The sequence below is a fragment of the Holophagales bacterium genome, assembly GCA_016719485.1.
Lineage (GTDB): Bacteria > Acidobacteriota > Thermoanaerobaculia > UBA5066 > UBA5066 > UBA5066.
The window spans coordinates 118,751-138,870 of sequence record JADJZB010000011.1 but is presented as its reverse complement, the minus strand read 5'-3'; the positions used below and the strand labels follow the sequence as shown (position 1 = coordinate 138,870).

15 protein-coding genes are annotated in these 20,120 nt (G+C 71.3%); 4 read left to right on the top strand and 11 right to left on the bottom strand.

Annotated features, from left to right (window positions below; all coding sequences use genetic code 11):
• Window positions 1-18: 18 nt before the first annotated feature.
• The 4 genes from IPN03_09450 to IPN03_09435 all read left to right on the top strand — a co-directional run bounded on the left by IPN03_09450 (window position 19) and on the right by IPN03_09435 (window position 8,812).
• Window positions 19-2,646 carry a PD40 domain-containing protein gene (locus IPN03_09450; protein ID MBK9373938.1) on the top strand — a complete coding sequence of 876 codons (2,628 nt, stop codon included), beginning with the start codon at window positions 19-21 and terminating at the stop codon, window positions 2,644-2,646.
• Window positions 2,647-2,677: 31 nt separating this feature from the next.
• Window positions 2,678-5,302 carry a PD40 domain-containing protein gene (locus IPN03_09445; protein ID MBK9373937.1) on the top strand — a complete coding sequence of 875 codons (2,625 nt, stop codon included), beginning with the start codon at window positions 2,678-2,680 and terminating at the stop codon, window positions 5,300-5,302.
• Window positions 5,299-7,935, top strand: coding sequence for a PD40 domain-containing protein (locus IPN03_09440; protein ID MBK9373936.1), 2,637 nt, complete (start codon window positions 5,299-5,301; stop codon window positions 7,933-7,935). The genes IPN03_09445 and IPN03_09440 overlap by 4 nt, the downstream gene beginning before the upstream one ends.
• Before the next feature lie 163 nt (window positions 7,936-8,098).
• On the top strand, window positions 8,099-8,812 hold the full coding sequence (locus tag IPN03_09435; protein MBK9373935.1) for a hypothetical protein: 714 nt from the start codon (window positions 8,099-8,101) through the stop codon (window positions 8,810-8,812).
• Window positions 8,813-8,842: 30 nt separating this feature from the next.
• Here the strand turns inward: IPN03_09435 and IPN03_09430 are convergent, their stop codons facing one another.
• The 11 genes from IPN03_09430 to IPN03_09380 form a co-directional block, all read right to left on the bottom strand.
• On the bottom strand, window positions 8,843-10,060 hold the full coding sequence (locus tag IPN03_09430; protein MBK9373934.1) for a SpoIID/LytB domain-containing protein: 1,218 nt from the start codon (window positions 10,058-10,060) through the stop codon (window positions 8,843-8,845).
• Complete coding sequence (locus tag IPN03_09425) at window positions 10,057-10,887, bottom strand: DUF4922 domain-containing protein (protein ID MBK9373933.1); 831 nt, start codon at window positions 10,885-10,887, stop codon at window positions 10,057-10,059. The genes IPN03_09430 and IPN03_09425 overlap by 4 nt, the downstream gene beginning before the upstream one ends.
• A gap of 74 nt (window positions 10,888-10,961) precedes the next feature.
• Entirely contained in the window at window positions 10,962-12,251 is a 1,290-nt protein-coding gene (locus IPN03_09420; protein ID MBK9373932.1) for a glycosyltransferase family 2 protein, read from the bottom strand.
• On the bottom strand, window positions 12,248-12,970 hold the full coding sequence (locus IPN03_09415; GenBank protein ID MBK9373931.1) for a DUF1460 domain-containing protein: 723 nt from the start codon (window positions 12,968-12,970) through the stop codon (window positions 12,248-12,250). Before IPN03_09415 ends, IPN03_09420 begins: the two co-directional genes overlap by 4 nt.
• Before the next feature lie 47 nt (window positions 12,971-13,017).
• Entirely contained in the window at window positions 13,018-14,223 is a 1,206-nt protein-coding gene (locus IPN03_09410) for an amidohydrolase family protein (protein ID MBK9373930.1), read from the bottom strand.
• Window positions 14,220-15,266: a radical SAM protein gene (locus tag IPN03_09405; protein ID MBK9373929.1), complete on the bottom strand. Its 1,047-nt coding sequence runs from the start codon at window positions 15,264-15,266 to the stop codon at window positions 14,220-14,222. Before IPN03_09405 ends, IPN03_09410 begins: the two co-directional genes overlap by 4 nt.
• Complete coding sequence (locus IPN03_09400) at window positions 15,263-15,967, bottom strand: class I SAM-dependent methyltransferase (protein ID MBK9373928.1); 705 nt, start codon at window positions 15,965-15,967, stop codon at window positions 15,263-15,265. Before IPN03_09400 ends, IPN03_09405 begins: the two co-directional genes overlap by 4 nt.
• Window positions 15,964-17,475, bottom strand: a complete 1,512-nt coding sequence (locus IPN03_09395; GenBank protein MBK9373927.1) for a B12-binding domain-containing radical SAM protein — start codon at window positions 17,473-17,475, stop codon at window positions 15,964-15,966. The genes IPN03_09400 and IPN03_09395 overlap by 4 nt, the downstream gene beginning before the upstream one ends.
• A complete protein-coding gene (locus tag IPN03_09390) occupies window positions 17,472-18,278 on the bottom strand; it encodes a class I SAM-dependent methyltransferase (GenBank protein ID MBK9373926.1) in 807 nt (268 codons plus the stop codon). The genes IPN03_09395 and IPN03_09390 overlap by 4 nt, the downstream gene beginning before the upstream one ends.
• Window positions 18,275-19,129 (bottom strand): class I SAM-dependent methyltransferase, encoded by an 855-nt coding sequence (locus IPN03_09385; GenBank protein MBK9373925.1) that lies wholly within the window; start codon window positions 19,127-19,129, stop codon window positions 18,275-18,277. The genes IPN03_09390 and IPN03_09385 overlap by 4 nt, the downstream gene beginning before the upstream one ends.
• Complete coding sequence (locus tag IPN03_09380) at window positions 19,126-20,046, bottom strand: hypothetical protein (GenBank protein MBK9373924.1); 921 nt, start codon at window positions 20,044-20,046, stop codon at window positions 19,126-19,128. Before IPN03_09380 ends, IPN03_09385 begins: the two co-directional genes overlap by 4 nt.
• Between the last annotated feature and the right edge of the window lie 74 nt (window positions 20,047-20,120).

The window sequence follows — 20,120 nt, the reverse complement described above, 5'->3', positions numbered from 1 at the left end:
GAATCCCCACAGTCCGTCATGGAAAGACTGTCGCACTACGAGCTCGTGGAGCAGCTCGGTGAAGGTGGCATGGGCGTCGTCTACAAGGCGAGGGACGTCCACCTCGGCCGCTTCGTCGCGCTGAAGGTTCTCCCGCCCGCAAAGGCATCCGACCCCGAGCGGCGCCAGCGCTTCGTCCAGGAGGCGAAAGCCGCCTCTGCGCTCAACCACCCGAACATCCTCACCGTCCACGAGATCGGCGTGGAGGCGGGCGTCGACTTCATCGTCACCGAGTACGTTCCGGGAAGGACGCTCGCGCAGCTCATCCGGCGCCAGGGCCTGCCGCCCCGGGAAGCTCTCCGCTACGCCGTTCAGATCGCCGATGCGCTCGCGGCCACTCACGCCGCCGGCATCGTTCACCGCGACCTGAAGCCCGCAAACGTCATGGTGACCGACTCGGGCCTCGTCAAGATCCTCGACTTCGGCATCGCGAAACTGCTGGATCCCGCGATCGTGTCCGAGGGGGAGGAGACGTTCTCGATCCTGACGCGAAAAGGGACAGTCCTCGGCACGTGCGCCTACATGTCCCCGGAGCAGGCGGAAGGACGCTCGGTCGACCCGCGGTCGGACGTCTTCTCGTTCGGCGCGGTCCTCTACGAGATGGTCACCGGCCGGAAGGCCTTCGCGCGAGAGAGCGCATCGGCGACGCTCGCCGCGGTGCTCCGGGACGAGCCGGAGCCGCCGCGACGGATCGCCGACGCCGTTTCCCCGGAGCTGGAAAGGGTCATCCATCGCTGCCTTCGCAAGGATCCGGCAAAACGGTTCCAGTCCATGGCGGACCTCAGGGTGGCTCTGGAGGAGATGCGGGAGGAGTCGAACCCGGGCCCGCCTGCGACCGGTCTTCCGCCGAGGCCGGGAAGGCGCGCCGCGACCGGCGTCGCCGCCAGCCTCCTGGTTCTCACTGCGCTCGGAGGGACCTGGCGCGCCCTCCGCCACACCGCGGAAGACGCCGGGTCGGGGCGGCCGGTCCCGCTGACGAGCTTCACCGGCCGGATCCTCTGGCCCGCCCTCTCGCCCGACGGGAACCACGTCGCGTTCGTCTGGACCGGCGAGTCCCAGGACTCGTTCGACCTCTACGTAAAGCTCGTCGGTCCGGGAGTTCCGATACGCCTGACGAGCGACCCGGGTACGGAGTCGTCCCCCGCGTGGTCGCCCGACGGCCGTCAGATCGCGTTCCTCCGGAAACTGGCGCCGGGACGCACGATTCTCGCCGTGATGCCGGCGCTCGGCGGAAACGAGAGGATCGTCGCCGAGGCGTCCTCCTTCTGGGGAATCTCGTGGTCGCCGGACGGGCAGACGCTCGTCGTCTCCCGGCGCGGGTCGGCCGAACGCTCCTTCGCCCTGTTCGGCATTTCGCTGGCCACCGGCGAGACGAGGCAACTCACCCGGCCACCCGCCGAGTTCCCGGGAGTCGGGGACCTCTCGCCGAGCCTTTCGCCGGACGGCCGGAGCCTCGCGTTCGCCCGCGCCCTGAGCATGCCCAACAGCGAGATCCACGTCCTCCCGCTCACGAAGGACCTCGAGCCGGCCGGCGATCCGGTCCGGTTGACCTCGGACAACACGAGCTCCGCACAGCCCGCGTGGACCCCGGACGGGAAGCGGATCGTCTTCTCCGTCGGCGGCTACGGGTGGAACGCGAGCCCCGCGCTGAAGATCATCCCGGCCTCCGCCGGCCCCGACGGGAAGGCACGGAATCTCCCCGGAGGGGAAGACGGGGTTTACCCGACGTTCTCCCGGACCGGGAGCCTCGTATTCGCCCGCTCGCTCACCGACGTGAACATCTGGCGCCTCCCGCTGGACCGGGGACGGCCCGGGCACCCGTCTGCTCTCGTCGTCTCCACGAGGGGGGATCTGGAACCGCGATTCTCCGCGGACGGCACGCGGATCGCGTTCACCTCGGACCGCTCGGGCACGACCCAGGTCTGGCTCTCCGAAGCCGACGGAACGAAGCCGGTCCAGCTGACCTCGATCGTCGCGGGGATCACCTCGGGAGCCCGCTGGTCTCCAGACGGCGAACGGATCGCATTCCTCTCCAATCCCGACGGCCACATGGACGTCTTCCTGACCACGCCGAACGGCCGTCGGCCGGAGCGGCTCACGTCGAGCCCGGCGCACGACTCCGCCCCGAGCTGGTCGCGGGACGGCGCCTGGCTCTACTTCGCCTCGGACCGGGAGGACGACTTCCAGGTCTGGAAGATGAGGCCCGACCCGACGGCGCTCCCCGTGCGCGTCACCCGAGGCGGTGGCTTCGCGGCGCTCGAGTCTGCCGACGGAAGGACCCTCTACTTCGCGAAGCTGGTGGCTCCCGGAATCTGGTCCGTCTGGAGCATGCCGTCCGGCGGAGGAGAGGAGGCCCAGCTCGTTTCCGGGATCCCGAACTGGGGGGGATTCGACGTGACCGGCACCGGTCTCTACTACACAACCTCCGCGCTGCCAGGGGCCCAGCTCCGGCTCCGCCGTTTCGACGACGGGAGCGACACGCTGCTCCTCACGCTCGGGAAGAGGTCCCACTTCGGGCTGGCGGCCTGTCCGGACGACAGTTGCGTTCTGTTCACGAGCTACGACCTGGACGCGACGGAGCTGATGTATGTCGAGAGCTTCCGGTAGCGGCCGCGGCCCGGAATCGCCACGGTCCGTCATGGAAAAACTGTCTCACTACGAGCTCGTGGAGCAGCTCGGCGAAGGTGGCATGGGCGTCGTCTACAAGGCGCGCGACATCCGCCTCGGCCGCTTCGTCGCGGTGAAGGTCCTCGCGCCCGGGAAGGCGTCCGATCCCGAGCGCCGTGCCCGCTTCATCAAGGAGGCGCGGGCCGCCTCCGCCCTCGACCACCCGAACGTCCTGACCGTCCACGAAATCGGGTGCGAGGACGGCGTCGACTTCATCGTCACCGAGTACCTCCCGGGGAAGACTCTCGCGCAGCTCATTCCGAAGCAGGGCCTCCCGCCGCGCGAGGCTCTCCGTTACGCCGTCCCGATCGCCGACGCCCTCGCGGCGACCCACGCCGCCGGCGTCATCCACCGCGACCTGAAGCCCGCCAACGTCATGGTCACCGACGCGGGCCTCGTCAAGATCCTCGACTTCGGCCTCGCCCGGTTCGTCGACCCCGCGCCCGTGACGGAGGGGGAGGAGACGCAGGAGATTCTGACGAAGGATGGGGCCGTCCTCGGCACCTGCGCCTACATGTCGCCGGAGCAGGCCGAGGGGCACGAGGTCGACTCGCGCTCGGACGTCTTTTCCTTCGGCGCCGTCCTCTACGAGATGGTGACCGGGACGAAGGCCTTCGCCCGCGAGTCGCCCTCCGCCACGATCGCCGCCGTCCTGCGCGACGACCCGAAGCCGGCATGCGAGATCTCCGGCAACGTCCCGCCCGAGCTGGACCGCGTCATCCACCGCTGCCTCCGCAAGGATCCGGCGAAGCGCTTCCAGTCGATGGCCGACCTGAGGGTCGCCCTCGAGGAGATCCAGGAGGAATCGGACTCCGCTGCGTCCTCCCGCGTCCGTGCGGCGGGACCGCTACGGCGGACCGCTTTCGGCGTCGCGGCTGTCCTCGTCGTTGCGTCCGCGGGGATCTGGCTCGCCCGCCGCTCCGACCCGATCGAAGCCCAGCCCTCGAAGCCGGTCCCCCTGACGAGCTTCGGCGGGCGGATCCTCTGGCCCGCCCTCTCGCCCGACGGAAACCAGGTCGCGTTTCTCTGGAACGGCGATCCCCCGGGCTCCTACGACCTCTACGTCAAGCTCGTGAGCGCCGGGACGCCCGTGCGACTGACGAACGACCCGGACCGGAAGAGCTGTCCCGCCTGGTCTCCCGACGGCCGCCGGATCGCGTTCCTCCGCCACCCGAAGGGGAAGCGGTCGGTCCTCGCCGTGATCCCGGCGCTCGGAGGCGACGAGAAGGCCGTTGCCGAGGCCCCGGCCTTCTATTCCGGGGTCTCCTGGTCGCCCGATGGGGAGTCGCTCGTCGTGTCGGGTCGCACGACGGAGGAAACGCGGCCGACGCTCCTCATCGTCTCGGCCGCCACAGGCCGGGTGACGCGACTCCTCCTCCCGCCGGCCGGGGCGGTGCTGGACGTCATCTGGCCGACCGTGTCGCCGGACGGCCGATCGCTCGCGTTCGTCAGCTCGTCCAACGTTTACGCCAACGACATCTGGGTCCTGCCGCTCGCCAAGGACCTCGAGCCGGCCGGCGAGCCCGTCCAGGTGACGCACGAGGGCTGGACCGTCGCGCAACCGACCTGGACCCCCGACGGGAAGCGGATCGTCTTCTCCGTGGGCGGCCAGGGGTGGTCCTCGAATCCCGGACTCATGGTGATCCCCGCCTCCCCGGCTCCGGGCGAGAAGGCGCGACGCCTCCTCGGGGGCGAGTGGGGCGAGTCGCCGACGTTCTCGGCGAAAGGGAGCCTCGCCTTCGTTCGCCCGATCAACGACCTGAACATCTGGCGCCTCCCGCTCGAGAACGGGCGCCCCGGACTCCCCGCACGGCTCGTCGCCTCGACACGCCAGGACGGCGGACCGAACTTCTCGCCGGACGGGAAGCGGATCACCTTCAGCTCGGACCGCTCGGGGAGCAAGAAGCTCTGGCTCTGCGAGGCCGACGGATCCCGCCCGGTCCAGCTCACGACGATGGCCGCGGAGCACGTTTCCGGGAGCAGCTGGTCTCCCGACGGAAAGTCGATCCTGTTTCTCTCGAACCCCGACGGGAACCTCGACATCTGCCTCACGACCCCCGGCGGCCTCGAGCCCCGTCGGCTCACGTTCAGCCCCGCCCACGACACGCATCCGACCTGGTCCCGGGACGGCGCGTGGATCTACTTCAGCTCGAACCGGGAAGACAGTCGTCAGGTCTGGAGGATGACGCCCGACGCTGACGCCGTCCCCGTGCGCGTCACGTCCTGCGGAGACGCCTGGGGCGCCTACGAGTCCGCCGATGGCCGGTCCTTGTACGTCGTCCGGCAGCGCGGCCGCGACGCCTGGTCGGTCTGGAAGATGCCCGTCGACGGCGGGGAGGGGACCGAGATCGTGACCGATCTCGCCTCGCACTGGTTCGTCGACGTGACGGCGACCGGCATCTACTACCTCACGTCGGCGCTCCCGGGAGGCCAGCTCCGGTATCACCGCTTCGCGGACGGAAGCGACACGCCCCTCCTCACGCTCGAGAAGAGGTCCGGCTTCGGCCTAGCGGCCTGCCCCGACGACAGCTGCGTCCTCTACACGACCTACGACGTGGACACGACCGAGCTGATGTACGTCGAGAGGTTCCGGTGACCGGCGAGCGGCTGTCGCACTACGAGCTCCTGGAGCGGCTCGGCGAGGGGGGCATGGGCGTCGTCTACAAGGCGAGGGACGCCCGGCTCGGCCGATTCGTCGCGGTGAAGGTCCTCCCGCCCGGCAAGGCCTCGGACCCCGAGCGCCGCCAGCGGTTCGTGCAGGAGGCGAAGGCCGCGTCCGCTCTGAACCACCCGAACATCCTCACCGTCCACGAGATCGGCGTGGAGGCGGGCGTCGACTTCATCGTCACCGAGTACGTCGCGGGTCAGACGCTCGCCCGACTCCTTCCGCTGAAAGGTCTCCCGCCGCTTCAGGCCCTCCGTTACGCCGTCCCGATCGCTGACGCCCTCGCTGCGACGCACGCCGCCGGCATCATTCACCGCGACCTGAAGCCCGCGAACGTCATGGTGACCGACTCGGGCCTCGTCAAGATCCTCGACTTCGGCCTCGCGCGGTTCGTCGACCCCGCCCCTCTTGTCGACGGAGAGGAGACGAAGGAGATCCTGACGCGCGAGGGCGCGGTCCTCGGCACGTGCGCCTACATGTCTCCCGAGCAGGCGGAGGGGCGCGGGGTCGACCCACGGTCCGACATCTTCTCGTTCGGGGCCGTCCTCTACGAGATGGTGACGGGGCAGAAGGCGTTCGCCCGCGCATCTCCCTCCGCCACGATCGCCGCGGTCCTGCGCGACGAGCCGAAGCCCGCCCGCGAGGTCTCCGGCGAGATTCCGCCGGAGCTGGACCGTGTCATCTCCCGCTGCCTTCGCAAGGATCCGGCAAGACGGTTCCAGTCGATGGCCGACCTCAAGGTCACCCTCGAAGAGCTGCTGGATGGGCCGGGCTCGGAGTCGACGACGCGCGGTGTCGGGGTCGGATCGGCGTGGCGGGCCGTGATCGGCGCCACCGCCGCGGTCCTTCTCGTCGCGGCCGTCGCGGGGGCCTGGCTCGTCCGCCGCCGGATGACGGACGACGTCGAGCCGACGCGGCCTCTCCCGCTGACGAGCTTCGGCGGGCGGATCCTCTGGCCCGCACTCTCACCCGACGGGAACCAGGTCGCGTTTGCCTGGAACGGCGAGGCGCAGGAGTCCTTCGACCTCTACGTGAAGCTGGTGGGGCCGGGGGCGCCGGTCCGACTGACGAACGAGCCGAACATGGAGAGCTCGCCGGCGTGGTCGCCCGACGGCCGCCAGATCGCGTTCGTCAGGAACCTGGCGCCGGGACGCTCGGTCCTCGCCGTGATACCGGCACTCGGCGGGAGCGAGCGGATCGTTGCCGAGGCCACGTCCTTCGGCTCGGGGATTTCGTGGTCGCCGGACGGGAAGTGGCTCGTGGCGGCCCGTCGCGACTCGGCCGACCGCACGGTTGCCCTGTTCCGCGTGTCTCTGGGCACGGGCGAGATGACGCAGCTCACCTGGCCGCCCGCGGACGTCCCGGGCCTGCGCGACGAGTCGCCCGCCCTCTCTCCGGACGGCCGGACTCTCGCGTATTGCCGCGCCCGGAGCCTGATCAACAGCGAGCTCCGCGTCCTCGCGCTCACCGAGGACTTTGCGCCGGCCGACGAGTCGGTCGGGCTGACGTCGGACATCGGGATCGCCACCCGGCCCGCGTGGACGCCGGACGGGAAGCGGATCGTCTTCTCCGTCGGCGGCTACGGCTGGACCGCGAACCCCGCCCTGATGGTGATCCCGGCGTCCGGCGCTCCCGGCGAGAAGGCCCGGCTCGTCATCGGGGGGGAAGGCGGGGAGTTCCCGACGTTCTCCCGGACCGGAAGTCTCGTCTTCGCTCACCCCATCACCGATCTGAACATCTGGCGCCTTCCGCTCGACGGAGGACGGCCCGGGCGTCCCACCCGGCTCGTCGCCTCCACGAGAACCGACGGCGGACCGCGATTCTCCAGCGACGGGCAGAGGATCGCCTTCACCTCGGACCGTTCGGGAACGAGCCAGGTCTGGCTCTGCCAGGCCGACGGGTCCCGTCAGGTCCAGCTGACCTCGATGGTCGCGGGAAACACCTCGGGGGGGAGCTTTTCCCCCGACGGCGAACGGCTCGCCATCGTCTCGAATCCCGAGGGACAGATGGACGTCTTCCTGACGACGCCGAACGGCCGGCAGCCGCTGCGGCTCACCTCGAGCCCGGCTCACGACAGCGCACCGAGCTGGTCGCGGGACGGCGCGTGGGTCTACTTCGGCTCGAACCGGGAGGACGACTACCAGGTCTGGAAGATGAAGCCCGATCCGGAGGCGGTCCCCGTGCGCGTCACCCGCGAGGGCGGTCACGGGGCACGCGAGTCCGCCGACGGCAGGACCCTCTACTTCACGAAGCCGCTTCGCGAAGGCATCTGGTCGATCTGGCAGATGCCGTCCGGCGGAGGGGAGGAGACCGAGCTCATCCACCGCATCGCGCGCCAGTGGTACTTCGACGTGACGGCCACCGGCGTCTACTACGTCACGACAGAGTCCCGCGGCGCCGAGCTCCGGCTCCACCGGTTCGCGGATGGGAGCGACACGCTCCTGCTCACCCTCGAGAAGCGGCCCGGCTTCGGCGTCGCGGCCTGCCCCGACGACAGCTGCGTCCTCTTCTCGAGCTTCGACGTCGACGCGACCGAGCTGATGTACGTCGAGAGGTTCCGGTAGCCGGTCGTTCGGGAGATCGAAATCCGGCAAGTCCGTCGTCTCCCCGTTGGGGCACGCGGGTCCGTGACAGAATTCCCCCTCACGCGCGTCGACGAGAAGAGGCCGGAGCCGGCGTCTCCTCCCGGTCCCCAACGCCGACCGAAGTGAAGGAGGGACCTTTCCCATGAAGCGCATCGCACCGATCGTCTGTCTTTCCCTGCTGGCCCTTGCGGCCTGCCTCGCACCGGCTGCCGCGGTCGCCCAGGCGCCCACGTCCATCTCCGACGTGAAGGCCCCCGTGGCCCCCGTGGCGCAGATCTTCTCGCTCCAGGGCGAGTTCGTCCGCGTCGCCTACAACAACGAGGGCTTCGTGACCCTCGGGTACCGCGTCGCGAACGCCTCGGCCGGGGACGAGTGGATGCTGCTCGACGCGGGCTTCACCGTCCGTGACGGCGTGAAGTCGTACGACCTGAAGCGCGAGGCGATCTCGCTCAAGACGCCCGACGGCAAGATGATCCCGCTCGCCACGCAGAAGGAGTACGCCGCGGCGCTCTACCTCCCCGCCCTGACCAAGCGGGCCCAGGTCACCCGCGACAACCTGAACTACTTCCCGCCCGAGGTGAACAAGGCCTGCGCCCTCCTCTTCTTCTCCGACCTCGGCAGGCCGGGGGCTCCCCCGGCGTTCGACCAGGTCGACCTGACGGACAACCGGGCCTGCCTCGGCCGCCTCTTCTTCAAGGTGCCGGGCGGCATCCAGACCGGGCAGCACTGGCTCGTGACGAAGTTCGCGACGAGCGAGGTGCACGTGCCCTTCCGCATCCTGACGAAGGACGAGGAGAAGTTCCTCCGGAAGAACTGGGAAGACCTCGACAAGGCTCTCCGCGAAGGCGTCCAGTAATCCCGCGCTCCGCGCTCCCCGGGGAGACGGTCAGGCCATACGCCGGACCGTCGTCCCCGGGTAGTAGTGCGCGAGGATCTCCCCGTAGGCGAGGCCACTCTCTGCCATCACCGCCGCCCCGATCTGGCAGAGGCCGACGCCGTGCCCCCATCCGGCGCCGGTCAGGACGAAGCGGCCGGACGCATCCCGATCCACGACGAACGCCGAGCTGTAGAGGTGCGAGCGGGAGAGGGCCCGGCGGATCTCGAGCTCCTTGCCGACGACGAGCGTTCCGCGCTCGCCCGTGATGCGGAGGCGGAAGATCCGCCCCGACGGGCCGCGCGCGAGCGGCTCGAGCGCCACGATCGGCCCGAGGTCGACGCCGAGGCGCGCGGCCACGAGCGCGCCCAGCTCGTCCGGGGCGTACGCGACGGTCCAGCGGAAGAAATCGCGCGTCTCCTGGTCGAAGCCCGGGAGGATGCGGGCGAGGAGCGTGGCGTCCGCCGTGTTGCAGAACGCCGTCGGGCTGGAACGGATGAACTGCTCGAGGTCACGCGGGGCGGGCGCCGTCAGGCCGTCGGGGAACGACACGAGGTAGGGGACCTCCTGGTCGTCCCACGCGGTGTCGTAGCGCTCCGTCCGGCCGCCGCAGCACTTGGAGAAGCGGGTGTCGCAGATCGCCCCGCCGAAGAAGAGCATCTCGCCCGCGGTGGCGCGGACGGCGTGGGCGACGGCAGGCGAGACCGCCTTCGTGATTCCCTGGTAGCGCTGGCAGTGGTCGTCGGCACAGACCTCGAAATCGGGGTGCGCCTCGCGGCCGTACCAGCGGCGGATCTCGCCCGGCTGCTCGGGGCCGCACCCAGCGACGCCGGCCGCGGCCGGTCCCTTCAGCCAGCTGCGCGAGATGACGGCGTGGGCCTTCAGGAGCTCGACGGGGCACGTCGCGCTCATCTCCGAGGAGATGACGCTCGCAACGTACTCCTCGAGCGGCACGTCGTTGACGACCGTCAGCCCCGCGGGTCGCCTCAGGACGCGGAACGCGCCGCGGAAGACCTGCCGCTCCTTCCGCTCCCAGTGGAAGCCGATGCCGATCGTCACCTCGTCCAGAGCAAACGCCGCCGCATCCGGATCGGCGGGTGTCAGGGTCGTCTCCGCCGCGAAGCGGCGACGCCCCGGCGTGATGCGGACCCCCGCCGGGTCGGTGAACTCCCCGAGCAGCTCCACCTCGACCGAAGGGAGGCCCTCCACGAGACCGACGGCGACGTTCATCGAGAAGCCTCGAGCCGGGCCAGGACGTCCCGGAACGGCGCCTCCGGAATCGTCACCTCGCGGTAGACGGCCGCCACGTCCTCGCCCGAGAGGCGCTCGAAGTCTCTCGGGAAGGGCGCCACGAGGATCCCCGACATGTCGATCGAGGCCGGGCTCACCGCCAGCTCGCCGGTATGGAAGGCGTCGGGCCGGTGCTTGCCCCGCGGGAAGAGGACCAGCGAGAAGCCGGACGCCGGCTCAGCCCAGACCGCGACGTTGCACATCGGCTCGGGCCCCCCGCCCGTCACGGAGGCGAGGACCGCGAGCGCCCGTTCCGTATCGCCGAGGACGCGCGACCGGTCCGGGCCGCGAAAGAGCAGGGCCCGTATCCCGCGGGCCTCGAGCGCCGGTCCTGCCGTGCCGGCCGCCTCCCTCACGATCGGAAGGCCGTCCCGCGAGCCGGCCTGCAGGTGCAGGTGGTCGGGCGCCGAGGCCCCGCACTGCGGGCCGTTGTAGACGACGAAGGTGCCGGGAAGCGCCGCCGCGAGGTCGAGCATCGTCCCGACCTGACCCTCGATCTGCTGCGGGCGGTGCTCGCGGTGGACGACGGTGAGGTGCCGCTCGAGGATTGGGAACGGGTTGCAGAGGAACGTGAAGTCGTCGCCCCACGGAAGGCCCCGCTGCTCCGGCGGAAGGTTCGCGGCGCAGAGAAAGCAGGGGCGCTTCGCGATCGACGCGCGGTCCACCGCCGCGGTCGTGCTCGCGACGCGGTGGGGGATGTGGCGCAGAAAGACTTCGGACCCGTCCGCGACGAGGGGACGCGTGAGGGCGTCGGCGAGTCCGGCCACGCCCTTCTGCAGGAGCGGCCACTCCTCGAGCTGCCGCCGGAAGAGCCCGTCGACGTCCCGGGTGAGGTCGACCTTCAGGGCCGGGCTCCCAGCGCTCTCTGCCGTGCGGCGATCTCCACGGTCCGGAGCCAGTCCTTGTAGGCGTCGTAGCGGTTCTGCGTCTCGAGCGGCAGCGCGCTGTCGGAGTTGCCCTCCCACCTGCGGCAGAGGTAGACCGACTCGGTGATGCGGCCGATCTCGTACTCGCGGCTCATCCGGAGGGCGACGGCGTAGTCCTCGCCGTAGCTGACGTTCGGGAAGCCGACGCGCCTGAGGACCGCGGTGTCGAAGGCGCGCGGCGCGCCGAAGCCGTTCACGCGCAGGGCGTTGTTCCGGCCGTTCTCGCGCGTCCACTCGCGGTGGTCGACGAGGCCGGGCGGGATCTCGTTCAGCGCGAAGTCGACCATGGTGTACGACGCGACGACCATCGCGTACGGACCGCGATCGAGCTCCCCGACGATCCGCGAGAGGACGTTCTCGTCGAGGTAGAGGTCGTCGGAATCGAGCTGGACGGCGGTGCGGCCGCAGCGGGGGTGGAAGACCGCCTCGTCCCAGCAGCCGCCGATGCCGAGGTCGCGGCGCTCCGGGACGACGTGGACGAGCCGCGGGTCGCGGACGCCCCGGAGCATCTCCGTCGTCCCGTCGGTGGAGTGGTTGTCGACGACGAGGACGTTGAAGGGGAACGGCGCCTGCTGCGAGAGCGCGCTGCCGACGGCGTCGAGGATCGTCCGCTCGCGGTTGCGGACCGGGATGACGACGCTGGCCTCGACGGGGAACGGCCCGTCCGGCCGTGGCACCGCCGCGAAGCGGGGCGGCAGGAGCGCACCGATCCGGCGGAGGTGCTCCGTGGCGAGGCGCTCCATGTCCAGCTGGTAGTCCCGGTTCCTCGGGTCGACGTAGTCGAACTGGGCTTCGCTCGACGGCCGCGTCTCCGCGGGGCTCGCCGCGTAGAGCGGCTCGGGGATCCTCACGACGGGCCGCCGCTCCGAGAGGCGGAGCCGGAGGTCGTAGAGGGCGCCCCACTTCAGGCCCGGTTCGACTCCCGCCTCGCGCGCGGCCGGCACGGAGACCGCGACGACCGGTCCGAAGTCGAAGGTGTCGCGCAGGCTCCCGGGGTGGTAGTCGATGCGCGGGTGGCCCACGGCGTCCGAGTAGACCCAGCCCGCGCCGGTGCCCTCGAGGACCTGCGCCATCCGCTCGAAGAGCCTCGGTCCGGGAGCCACCGTGACACGCGGATCGGCGAGGAAAAGGATGTCGGAACCGGCGGCGGAAAGAAGGTCCGCGAGGCCGTCGGAAGAGGCGGGCATCGGGTGGAGGACGTTCACGGCCTGCCTTTCGCCGCGCTCTCCTCGAGCGGCCGCACGGCGATCACGCCCGCCATCCGGTTCGCGCGAAGGAACGCGGCCAGCTCTCCCTCGACGACGCGCCCGGCGCTCCGCGACGCGTGCCTCAGCTTCCAGCTCCCCTCCTTCCGGACGAGGAGCCCGCAGTGGAAGACGTCGAGCCCCGCCTTCGTCGAGGCGAAAAGGAGGATGTCGCCGTTCTTCAGCCGCGGCTCGAAGGAGGAGAGCTTTGCCTTCGGTACGCAGGCGAACCGCGCCCTGCGGGCCGGGAGCCCCGGCAGGACGTTCAGGAGCCTTTCCTTCCGCGTGGCGAGCGCACCCGCGGAGACGGGCCTTACGACTCCGGCCTTCGCGTTCCGGCGGACCCAGTCCGTCATGTAGTGGTTCCGGCGCGCCCACTCGACCTGCCCGCCGTCGTACCGGACACGGCGCAGCTCCCCGGCGAACCCGTCCGGGTCGGACGCGCGGGCCAGCGCGAGGACCGTCTCGACGTACGTCACGCAGTCGAAGCCCTCGAGAGAGGCGGTGAAAGCCTCGGGCGTGTCCGCGGAGCCGACGAGACCGTTCGCCTCGTAGGGGGACCCGAGGAGGAGCTCCGACAGGACATCTATGCGGGCGGGGACGCTCCGGTGGAGTCTCGTCTTCGACAGGAGCTGTCTCGCACGGCGGTCTGGGAGGCCTCGGGTCTGGGGGGATCTCATCGGGTGGGGATGTTACCCGCGGCGCGCCACGTCGGGCCGGACGCCGGTCACGACGTGGAGCCGGGGCTCTCGACGACGAGCCCCGGCTCGAGCACGACGGCCTCGCGGAGCCGGAGGGCCGAGGCGGCACAGAGCTTGGGGTGACCGTCGAGACGGATGGCGACCACCGGGACCCCCGCAGCCTCGAACCACCCGGCGAAATCGGGGTCGGCCAGAACGGGAGCGCCACGCCGGATGACGGCGCGCAGATCGGCCCGACTCGCGGAAAGGAGCGCCGCCGACGGGTCGCCGCCCGGGTCGCGGAGGACGACGAGGTCGGCGCGCTGCGACGGCGCGAGGCCTCCGGCGCCCGGGACCCGCAGAAGCCTCGCGGCGCCGGAGGTGGCGAGGCGGAGGACCGCGAGCGGAGAGAGCGCGCCGTTCGCTGCGGCCGTGCGCAGCTCCGAGAGGAGATCGAAGGCTCCCGTGAGGCGGGAGTCGGTGCCGAGCGCGAGCGCCCCGTTCGTGGCGAGGAGGGCCGGGTCGAGCGTCCGGCCGAACATGAAGAGGTTGCTCGACGGACACCAGACGACGCCCGCGCCTCGCTCGACGACGCGGGCGACGTCGGCGGGCCCGAGGCCGAGGCCGTGGACGAAGACGCCGTTCGGCCCGAACGCACCCAGCTCCTCGAGACGCGACAGCTCCGTGGCGGCGACGGCGTCGACGCCTTCGGCGAGGTGGATGAACCAGGGATCGGCCGGAGGCGTCGCGGCGAGGCTCTCGGCGACGGCCGGCCCGTAATGGCCGGCGAGGCCGAGCGAGTGGCTCCAGCCGAAGGCGCGGAGAACGTCGACGGGGAAATCCGGGGCGTCGAAGACCTCCTCCCACGGGTCGTGGTGCGCGACGAGGAGCGTTCCGGAGAGGAGGTTCTTCAGTCCGCCGTGCCACGCGCGGGTGGCGGAGGGGATCCTCCGCACCGCCTTCACCGCCGGCTCGTCGAGCCGCGGACGGAACGCGTCGATCCAGTCGTAGCTGTTCGCCTTCGGGCCGATTCCCTCGGGGCGCGCGAACGCGTTGAGCTGGAGGTGGTCGTGAGCGTTGACGAGAGCCGGGAAGACGAGATGGCCCGGGAGGTCGACCGCGTATCGCGGGACGCCCGCGGCGATGCACTCGACGACGAGCCCGTCCGCGAGGAGGAGCGTCCTCTCCGACGCGAGCCCTTCCTCGACGATCCTCGCCCGGATCGAGGCGGGGACCGGGGCCGGTGACCTCATCGAAGCGCCAGCGAGCAGACGCAGCGCTGGCAGACCGGGTCCGCTGCCACGTCGAGCGAGGCCCGGAAGGCACGCGCCTCGGGCGAGCCGAGGACGGCGCCGAGGCTCCCGGCCTCGCGGAGGTTGCCGATCGCCGGATGAAAGAAGCAGGGGCGGACGGTGCCGTCGGCCTCCACGACGCTCGAGACCCACGGGGCGTTGCAGCGGTTCCCCGGGAAAGGGCCGTCGCCGGCGATCGCCGTGAAGTAGGCGAGGAGACGCGTGCGGAGCCTGGCGGCGCTCTCGGCTACGAATCCCGATGCGAGCTCCGCCGCGCAGTCGCGTTCGAGCGCGTCGATCTCTTCCGCGAGGAGGGGAAGCTCCTCTCTCGCAAGGGCCAGCTCGGCGCGCGGCGTCGCCCCCTCCCCTTCCGGACGGTTGAATGCGGTTGAAGAGAGGTCGACGGCGAGGAAGCTGATCCGGTCGAGGTCCAGGTCGCGGGCTGCGGCCACGGTGTCCCGCAGGCGGAGGGCGTTGCGGCGCTGGACGGTGCAGCGGGCGGTCACCGTTCCGGCCGGGCCTGCCGCGCGCACGGCGCGGACCCCCTCGGCGAGGCGGTCGAAGGCCCTCGGGACGTTCCGGATCGCATCGTGCAGGTCCCGCGGGCCGTCGAGGCTCACGACGAGGTCGTCGACGTACTCGGCGATCTTCTCCGCGTGCCTGGCCAGGAGCAGGCCGGAGCTCAGGAGCGTGATGCCGATTCCCGCTTCCCGCAGAAGAGCGCAGAGGGAGAAGAGGTCGGAGTGCATGAGCGCCTCGCCCCCGCTCAGGACGACCCGTTCGACGCCGAGCTGCCGCCACTCCTCCCGCCAGCGCGCGACCTCGCCGGCACCGATCTCCAGGGTCCGGCGTTCCTTCCAGATGTCGCACATGAGGCAGCGGCAGTTGCAGCGGTTGTGCGGGAAGAGGATGAGGATGGGGAGGTGCGAGAGGGGGTCCGGCAGAGGAAGCGGGCCGCCGTGCGCGTCCCCTCCGGGGAGCGGCCGCGGGGCGAGGCGCGTCATGGCCCCTCCCTCATCCGGTAGCGGAAGGCCGCGAGGAGTGGGAGGCCCCGGTCCCTCTCGTAGCGATCGAGGCGGCCGGATTTCTCGTAGAGCCGCCGGACCTCGGGCCCGACGGCCGGTTCGAGGCGCCTCTCGACGGCCAGCCCCGACGCGACGGCCGCCTCCACGTGGGCGTCGATCTCGTGGACGGTGTGCTCGACGAGGTGCTGCACGCCCGATGCGTCGCGGAAGCTCCGGACGTGACCGCGGCGCGCGGCTTCCGCGTGAAAGTCCGTGAGGATCACGGCGCCGCCCGGTCGCGTTACGCGCGCAAGCTCGGTGTAGAGGGGCGCCAGAAGCCGGAGGTGCCCTGCGGCGAGCCGGCACCAGACGACGTCGAAGGCGCCAGCGGCAAGCGGGAGCGCGCGAAGGTCGCCGGCGGCGAGCCGTCGCGACCGCGAAGGCTCGCCGCGGGCGCAGCGGAGCATCTCGAGGACGAGGTCGACCCCGACGGCGATGCGCGGCCCGGTGCCCTCAGGGAAACGAAGACGGCGCGCCGTGCCGCACGCGGCATCCAGGAGCGAGAGCCCTTCGAGAGGGGCCGTGAGGGCTTCGACGGCCTGCTCGTCGAACGCCGAAAGGACGTTCTCGCCGTCGTACGAGGCGGCCCAGAGGCGGTACGCCTCGCCAGGCGGCAGGGGAATGCCGGCCGCAGCGCTCATCCCCGTCCCTCCACGGGCGGCCTGAGGTGGCCGTACTCCTGGCGGTCGGGTGGAGCCCGGCGCGCGAGGCGCCTCACGCCGCGCAGGAGGCGCGGGTCGTCGAAATCGCCCGTTTCCCAGCGGCGGCGGGAGAGGATCCGGCCGAGCACCTTCCCCCAGCGGGCCGTCTTCTCGTCCTGGAGCGACGGGAAGCGGCTCCTCAGGACGGTCTCGAATCCGTCGACCCTCGCCTTCAGCGCCCCCGAGAGCCACGGGACGCGCGGGTTCTCGTGGGTCATCCAGTCCACCCACTCGGGCTCGAGCCACTCCTCGAGGGTCGCGGGGGTCGTCGAGACCGCGTCGACGCCTCCGTACGTCCCGCGCCGCTGCGGCGTCGGCGTGTAGAAGTAGAGGATCACCTCCAGCTCGGGGTTGATCCCTTTCAGCTCCCTGATGAAGTCGAGCGTCGTCGCGATGTCGTCCTCAGGATCGTCCGGGTCGCCGAGGACGAAGGAGTACTCGGGGACGATTCCGGAGCCGCGCATCCGTGCCGCGAGGGCGCGCGTCTGCTCGGTCGTGAGGTTCTTCGACATCTTCCTGAGGCGCTCGTCGGAGCCCGATTCCGCGCCGAAGAAGGCCATCGCGAGGCCCGAGCGGCGGATCGTCTCCCACGTCCGCTCCGAGTAGCCGAGGAGGGCGTCGATGCGCGCCTCGCACCACCAGCGCAGGTTCAGCCGCGTGATCCTTCCGCACAGCTCTTCGGCCCGCGCCTCTCTCGCAAAGAAGTTGTTGTCGTAGAAGTGGAGCGCGTCCATCCCGTGGCGTTCGACGAGGAAGGCCAGGTTCGCTTCCGTCCGAGCCGGGCTCTCGAACTTCTGGAGGCTCCCGTATGCGGAGATGACGCCGCAGAAGTTGCAGGAGTATGCGCAGCCGATGGAAGACTGGTAGACGCCGTTGCGCCGTCCGAGAAAGGTCGGGTGGAGGTACTCGTTCACGTCGATCCGGTCGTACGGCGGGGTCGGGAAAGTGTCGGGGCCGAGCCACGGACGCTCGGCATTCACCCGCGGCGCGCCGTTCTCCTTCCAGCCGAGTCCGGCAACGGACGCGGGCTCCCGCTTCCCTTCGAGGACCTCGAGAAGCTCGACGAAGGTCTGCTCCCCCTGGCCGCGGACGACGTAGTCGACGTCTTCCGACCGGAGGACCGGCTCGGGATAGAGCGTCGGAAAATAGCCTCCCCAGACGATGGCGACCTCGGGAAACGCCTGACGGAGCCCACGGGTCAGGTGGACGGCCGAGACGAGCTGCGGGCCCGGCATCACCGTCAGCGCGATGGCCGTCACGGGGTCCCCTCCGGCCCTCCCGCGCTCGACCCGCTCGCTCACCGCGCGGGACACGTCGACGTCCGGGAGGTTGCCGTCCAGGATCTCCCACGAGACTCCGACGGGAAGCGCCGCGCCGACCGACATCACCGAGAGCGGGAAGCGTCGGTTTCGCGGCTTCGTGACGCGGGGATTGACGAGGAGGATCACGGGACTTCCGCCTCCCAGAGGTCGAACCGGGACGGGTGCCTCTGCCTTCGGAGAAAGGCGAGGGCCGGGCGGGCTTCGTACCAGAGGGGGTAGAGGACGCGGTGCCTGCGGAAGGCGAGGCCGAGAGGGGCCGCCGCGCCGTCGAGGCGCTCGCGGGTGAGGTACTCGATCGACGGGATCGAGAGGAGGGCGTCGGCGAGATCCGCGTGCTGCGTCCTGATCGCGCGCCTCTTTTCGGCGGCCATCTGTTCGCCGAGGGCGGCGCGCCCGTAGAAGGGGGAATCGAGGATCGCGACGCGCCCGCCCGCGGCAACGGTTCGCACCGCCTCGGCGAGGGTGGCGTGGAGGTCCTCGGCATAGTGGAGCGACGCGTCGAAGAGGGCGAGGTCGAAACGACGGTCCTTGAAGGGAAGTCCGGCGAAGGACGCCGCCACGCGGGCGAACATGCGCGGCAGGGTCCGCCGGAACGGGGCCGCCGCCCCGAGGCCGTCGATCGCGTCGGTCCTGAGGTCGACGGCCACCGCGGCGTGTCCGCGCCGGGTCAGGCGCGCCGAGAGCCAGCCGTTCCCGGCCCCGAGGTCGAGGACGCGAAGGGACCTGGCCCTCTGCCGCTCGAGCGGGGCGAGGACGCGGGACGTGAAGGCGTCGAAAGTCCGCGCGCGTACCCCCCACTGCTTCGCCAGCGGGCCGCTCGCGAGATACGGCAGGGCGAGGAGCTCCTCCTCCCCGCCGCTCCCCCTCCCCTCGATCTCCCGGACCCGGGCGTAGGCCTCGCCGAAGCGTCCCAGCCTGGACGCGCTCATATCGGCTCTCCCGTCCGTTCGAGGGCGACGAGGACGTGGTCGCCGAGAAGCGCGAGCGGCCTGCCGGCGAGACGGTCGAGACGCTCGAGGAGCGCGAGGAGGTGCGGGTGGCGCGAGATCCAGGGCTCGGCGGAGCTGGGGGGAACGAAGACGCCGATCCCGACCGTGCGCCGGAGGGTGAACCAGGGTTCGAAGGCGCGGGAGAACGCGGCGGGCGACGGGTAAGCCACCCGGAACGCGTGTCCGCCGACCTTCGCCGGCACGCCGCAGCGCGAGAGCCGGCGGAAAGCGCCGCGGACGTCCCCGCGCGCGGCGAGCACCACCATCTCTCCCGGGCTGAAGGGTCCGAACACGACGAGGAGGAGCGGCGCCCGCGGCGCCAGGAGCCGTGCCAGGGCCCGGGCAGGCTCTCGCAGCTCCTCCACGCAGTTGAAGGCGGCGAAATTCGAGTACCCCCCTTCGAAGAGGGGTGCGGCGGAGCTCTCGCGGGAGTCCGCGAAGGCGCCGAGCTCCTCGAGGGCGACGCGCTCCACCGCCACGCGGTCCCCGGCTCCCGCGCGCTCGACCTTCGCCCGGGCGCGCTCGACCATCGCCGGCGCTCCGTCGGTCAGGCAGACGCGGTAATCGCGTTCCGCGAGGTAGAGGGCGTCCTCTCCCGTCCCTCCTCCCAGCTCGAGGAGCGAGGAGCCCGCCGGGAACGACGCGAGAAGCTCCCGCCTCACCGCGGCCCTTTGCGCGGCCACGCTCTTCCACGGCCCGAAGCGCTCGTCGAATCGCGCCGCCATCGCGTCGAACGCGAGGACCGCGGGCGGCAGCGCGGGCTCCGGACGGGCGGACGCGTTCGAGCTCACGCGGTGAGCCCCTCGAGGATCGCGACCGCGCCCGCGAGGTCGTCGGCCCCGTCGAGCTGCCAGGATCGCTGCCCCGCCCACGCCGCGGCGACCGCGTCGGGATCGCCCCCGAACCGCTCCTGCGGGATCTCCCCGCTGCGAAACGCGGCGACGAACTCCTCGCCCCCCAGGGTCACGAGACGCGCAGGACCCGGGGATCGCGGTCCGAGGAGGAGGGTGGCCGCCCTGCGGGCGACGCGCCGGCCCGGCGCGGACTCGCGGAACAGGTCGACCCGCCGCTTGTCCTCGCCCCCGGTGAAGGCGTCCTCGGTCGCGCCGTCGAGGCAGAGGAGGCGCTCCGAATCGGGGAGGAGGGTCAGGTCGCGCACGGAGGCCGCCAGGAGGTCCGCGTTCTCGCGAGAGACGAGGAGGCTCTCGTCGGCCAGGATCCCGAACCCCGCCCGCCAGGCCGCGGCGACGAGCGTCGACTTCCCCGCCCCCGATGCCCCGCGCACGACGACGGCGCCGCCCGACCCAACGACCGCCCCGGCGTGGAGGACCGTGAAACCGCGACGCGACAGGAGGACGGCGGCGGGAGCCTCCAGGAGCGTGCGGGCCGCAAAGGAGGGCGCTTCATCGAGAAGCCCGCTCGTAACCTCCGCATCGACCCGTCCAGTCCTCAGTCCGATGCGCGTCTCGAGAAAGCCCTCGACCGATGCGCAGTACTCGTCCGCGCCGTGCTGCCAGACGAGGCGCTTCTCCGGTGCCGGCCCCGGATGGCCACCCGGCCGGACGGTGACCCGGATGTCGATCGCGTCCCGAGACAGGCTTTCCGGGCGGGTCCGCTCCCACAGCTTCCCGGCGAGACGAAAGACCCGCTCGTCGTTCGATGCGAGCCGAATCGCGTCACCGGGTACGCCGAAGAAACCTGTCGCCATATCGCACGATGCCACGGCGAGCGGCGCCGGGCTCCATTTCCGGGGCCGGATCCGGCCCGGAAAGCGTCGCGCCC

Excerpts from the sequence above, each read along its gene's own strand:
- IPN03_09450 (MBK9373938.1), top strand. The coding sequence starts at position 19 with ATGGAAAGACTGTCGCACTACGAGCTCGTGGAGCAGCTCGGTGAAGGT.
- IPN03_09445 (MBK9373937.1), top strand. The coding sequence starts at position 2,678 with ATGGAAAAACTGTCTCACTACGAGCTCGTGGAGCAGCTCGGCGAAGGT.
- IPN03_09435 (MBK9373935.1), top strand. The coding sequence starts at position 8,099 with ATGAAGCGCATCGCACCGATCGTCTGTCTTTCCCTGCTGGCCCTTGCG.
- IPN03_09430 (MBK9373934.1), bottom strand. The coding sequence starts at position 10,060 with ATGAACGTCGCCGTCGGTCTCGTGGAGGGCCTCCCTTCGGTCGAGGTG.
- IPN03_09415 (MBK9373931.1), bottom strand. The coding sequence starts at position 12,970 with ATGAGATCCCCCCAGACCCGAGGCCTCCCAGACCGCCGTGCGAGACAG.
- IPN03_09410 (MBK9373930.1), bottom strand. The coding sequence starts at position 14,223 with ATGAGGTCACCGGCCCCGGTCCCCGCCTCGATCCGGGCGAGGATCGTC.
- IPN03_09405 (MBK9373929.1), bottom strand. The coding sequence starts at position 15,266 with ATGACGCGCCTCGCCCCGCGGCCGCTCCCCGGAGGGGACGCGCACGGC.
- IPN03_09400 (MBK9373928.1), bottom strand. The coding sequence starts at position 15,967 with ATGAGCGCTGCGGCCGGCATTCCCCTGCCGCCTGGCGAGGCGTACCGC.
- IPN03_09390 (MBK9373926.1), bottom strand. The coding sequence starts at position 18,278 with ATGAGCGCGTCCAGGCTGGGACGCTTCGGCGAGGCCTACGCCCGGGTC.
- IPN03_09380 (MBK9373924.1), bottom strand. The coding sequence starts at position 20,046 with ATGGCGACAGGTTTCTTCGGCGTACCCGGTGACGCGATTCGGCTCGCA.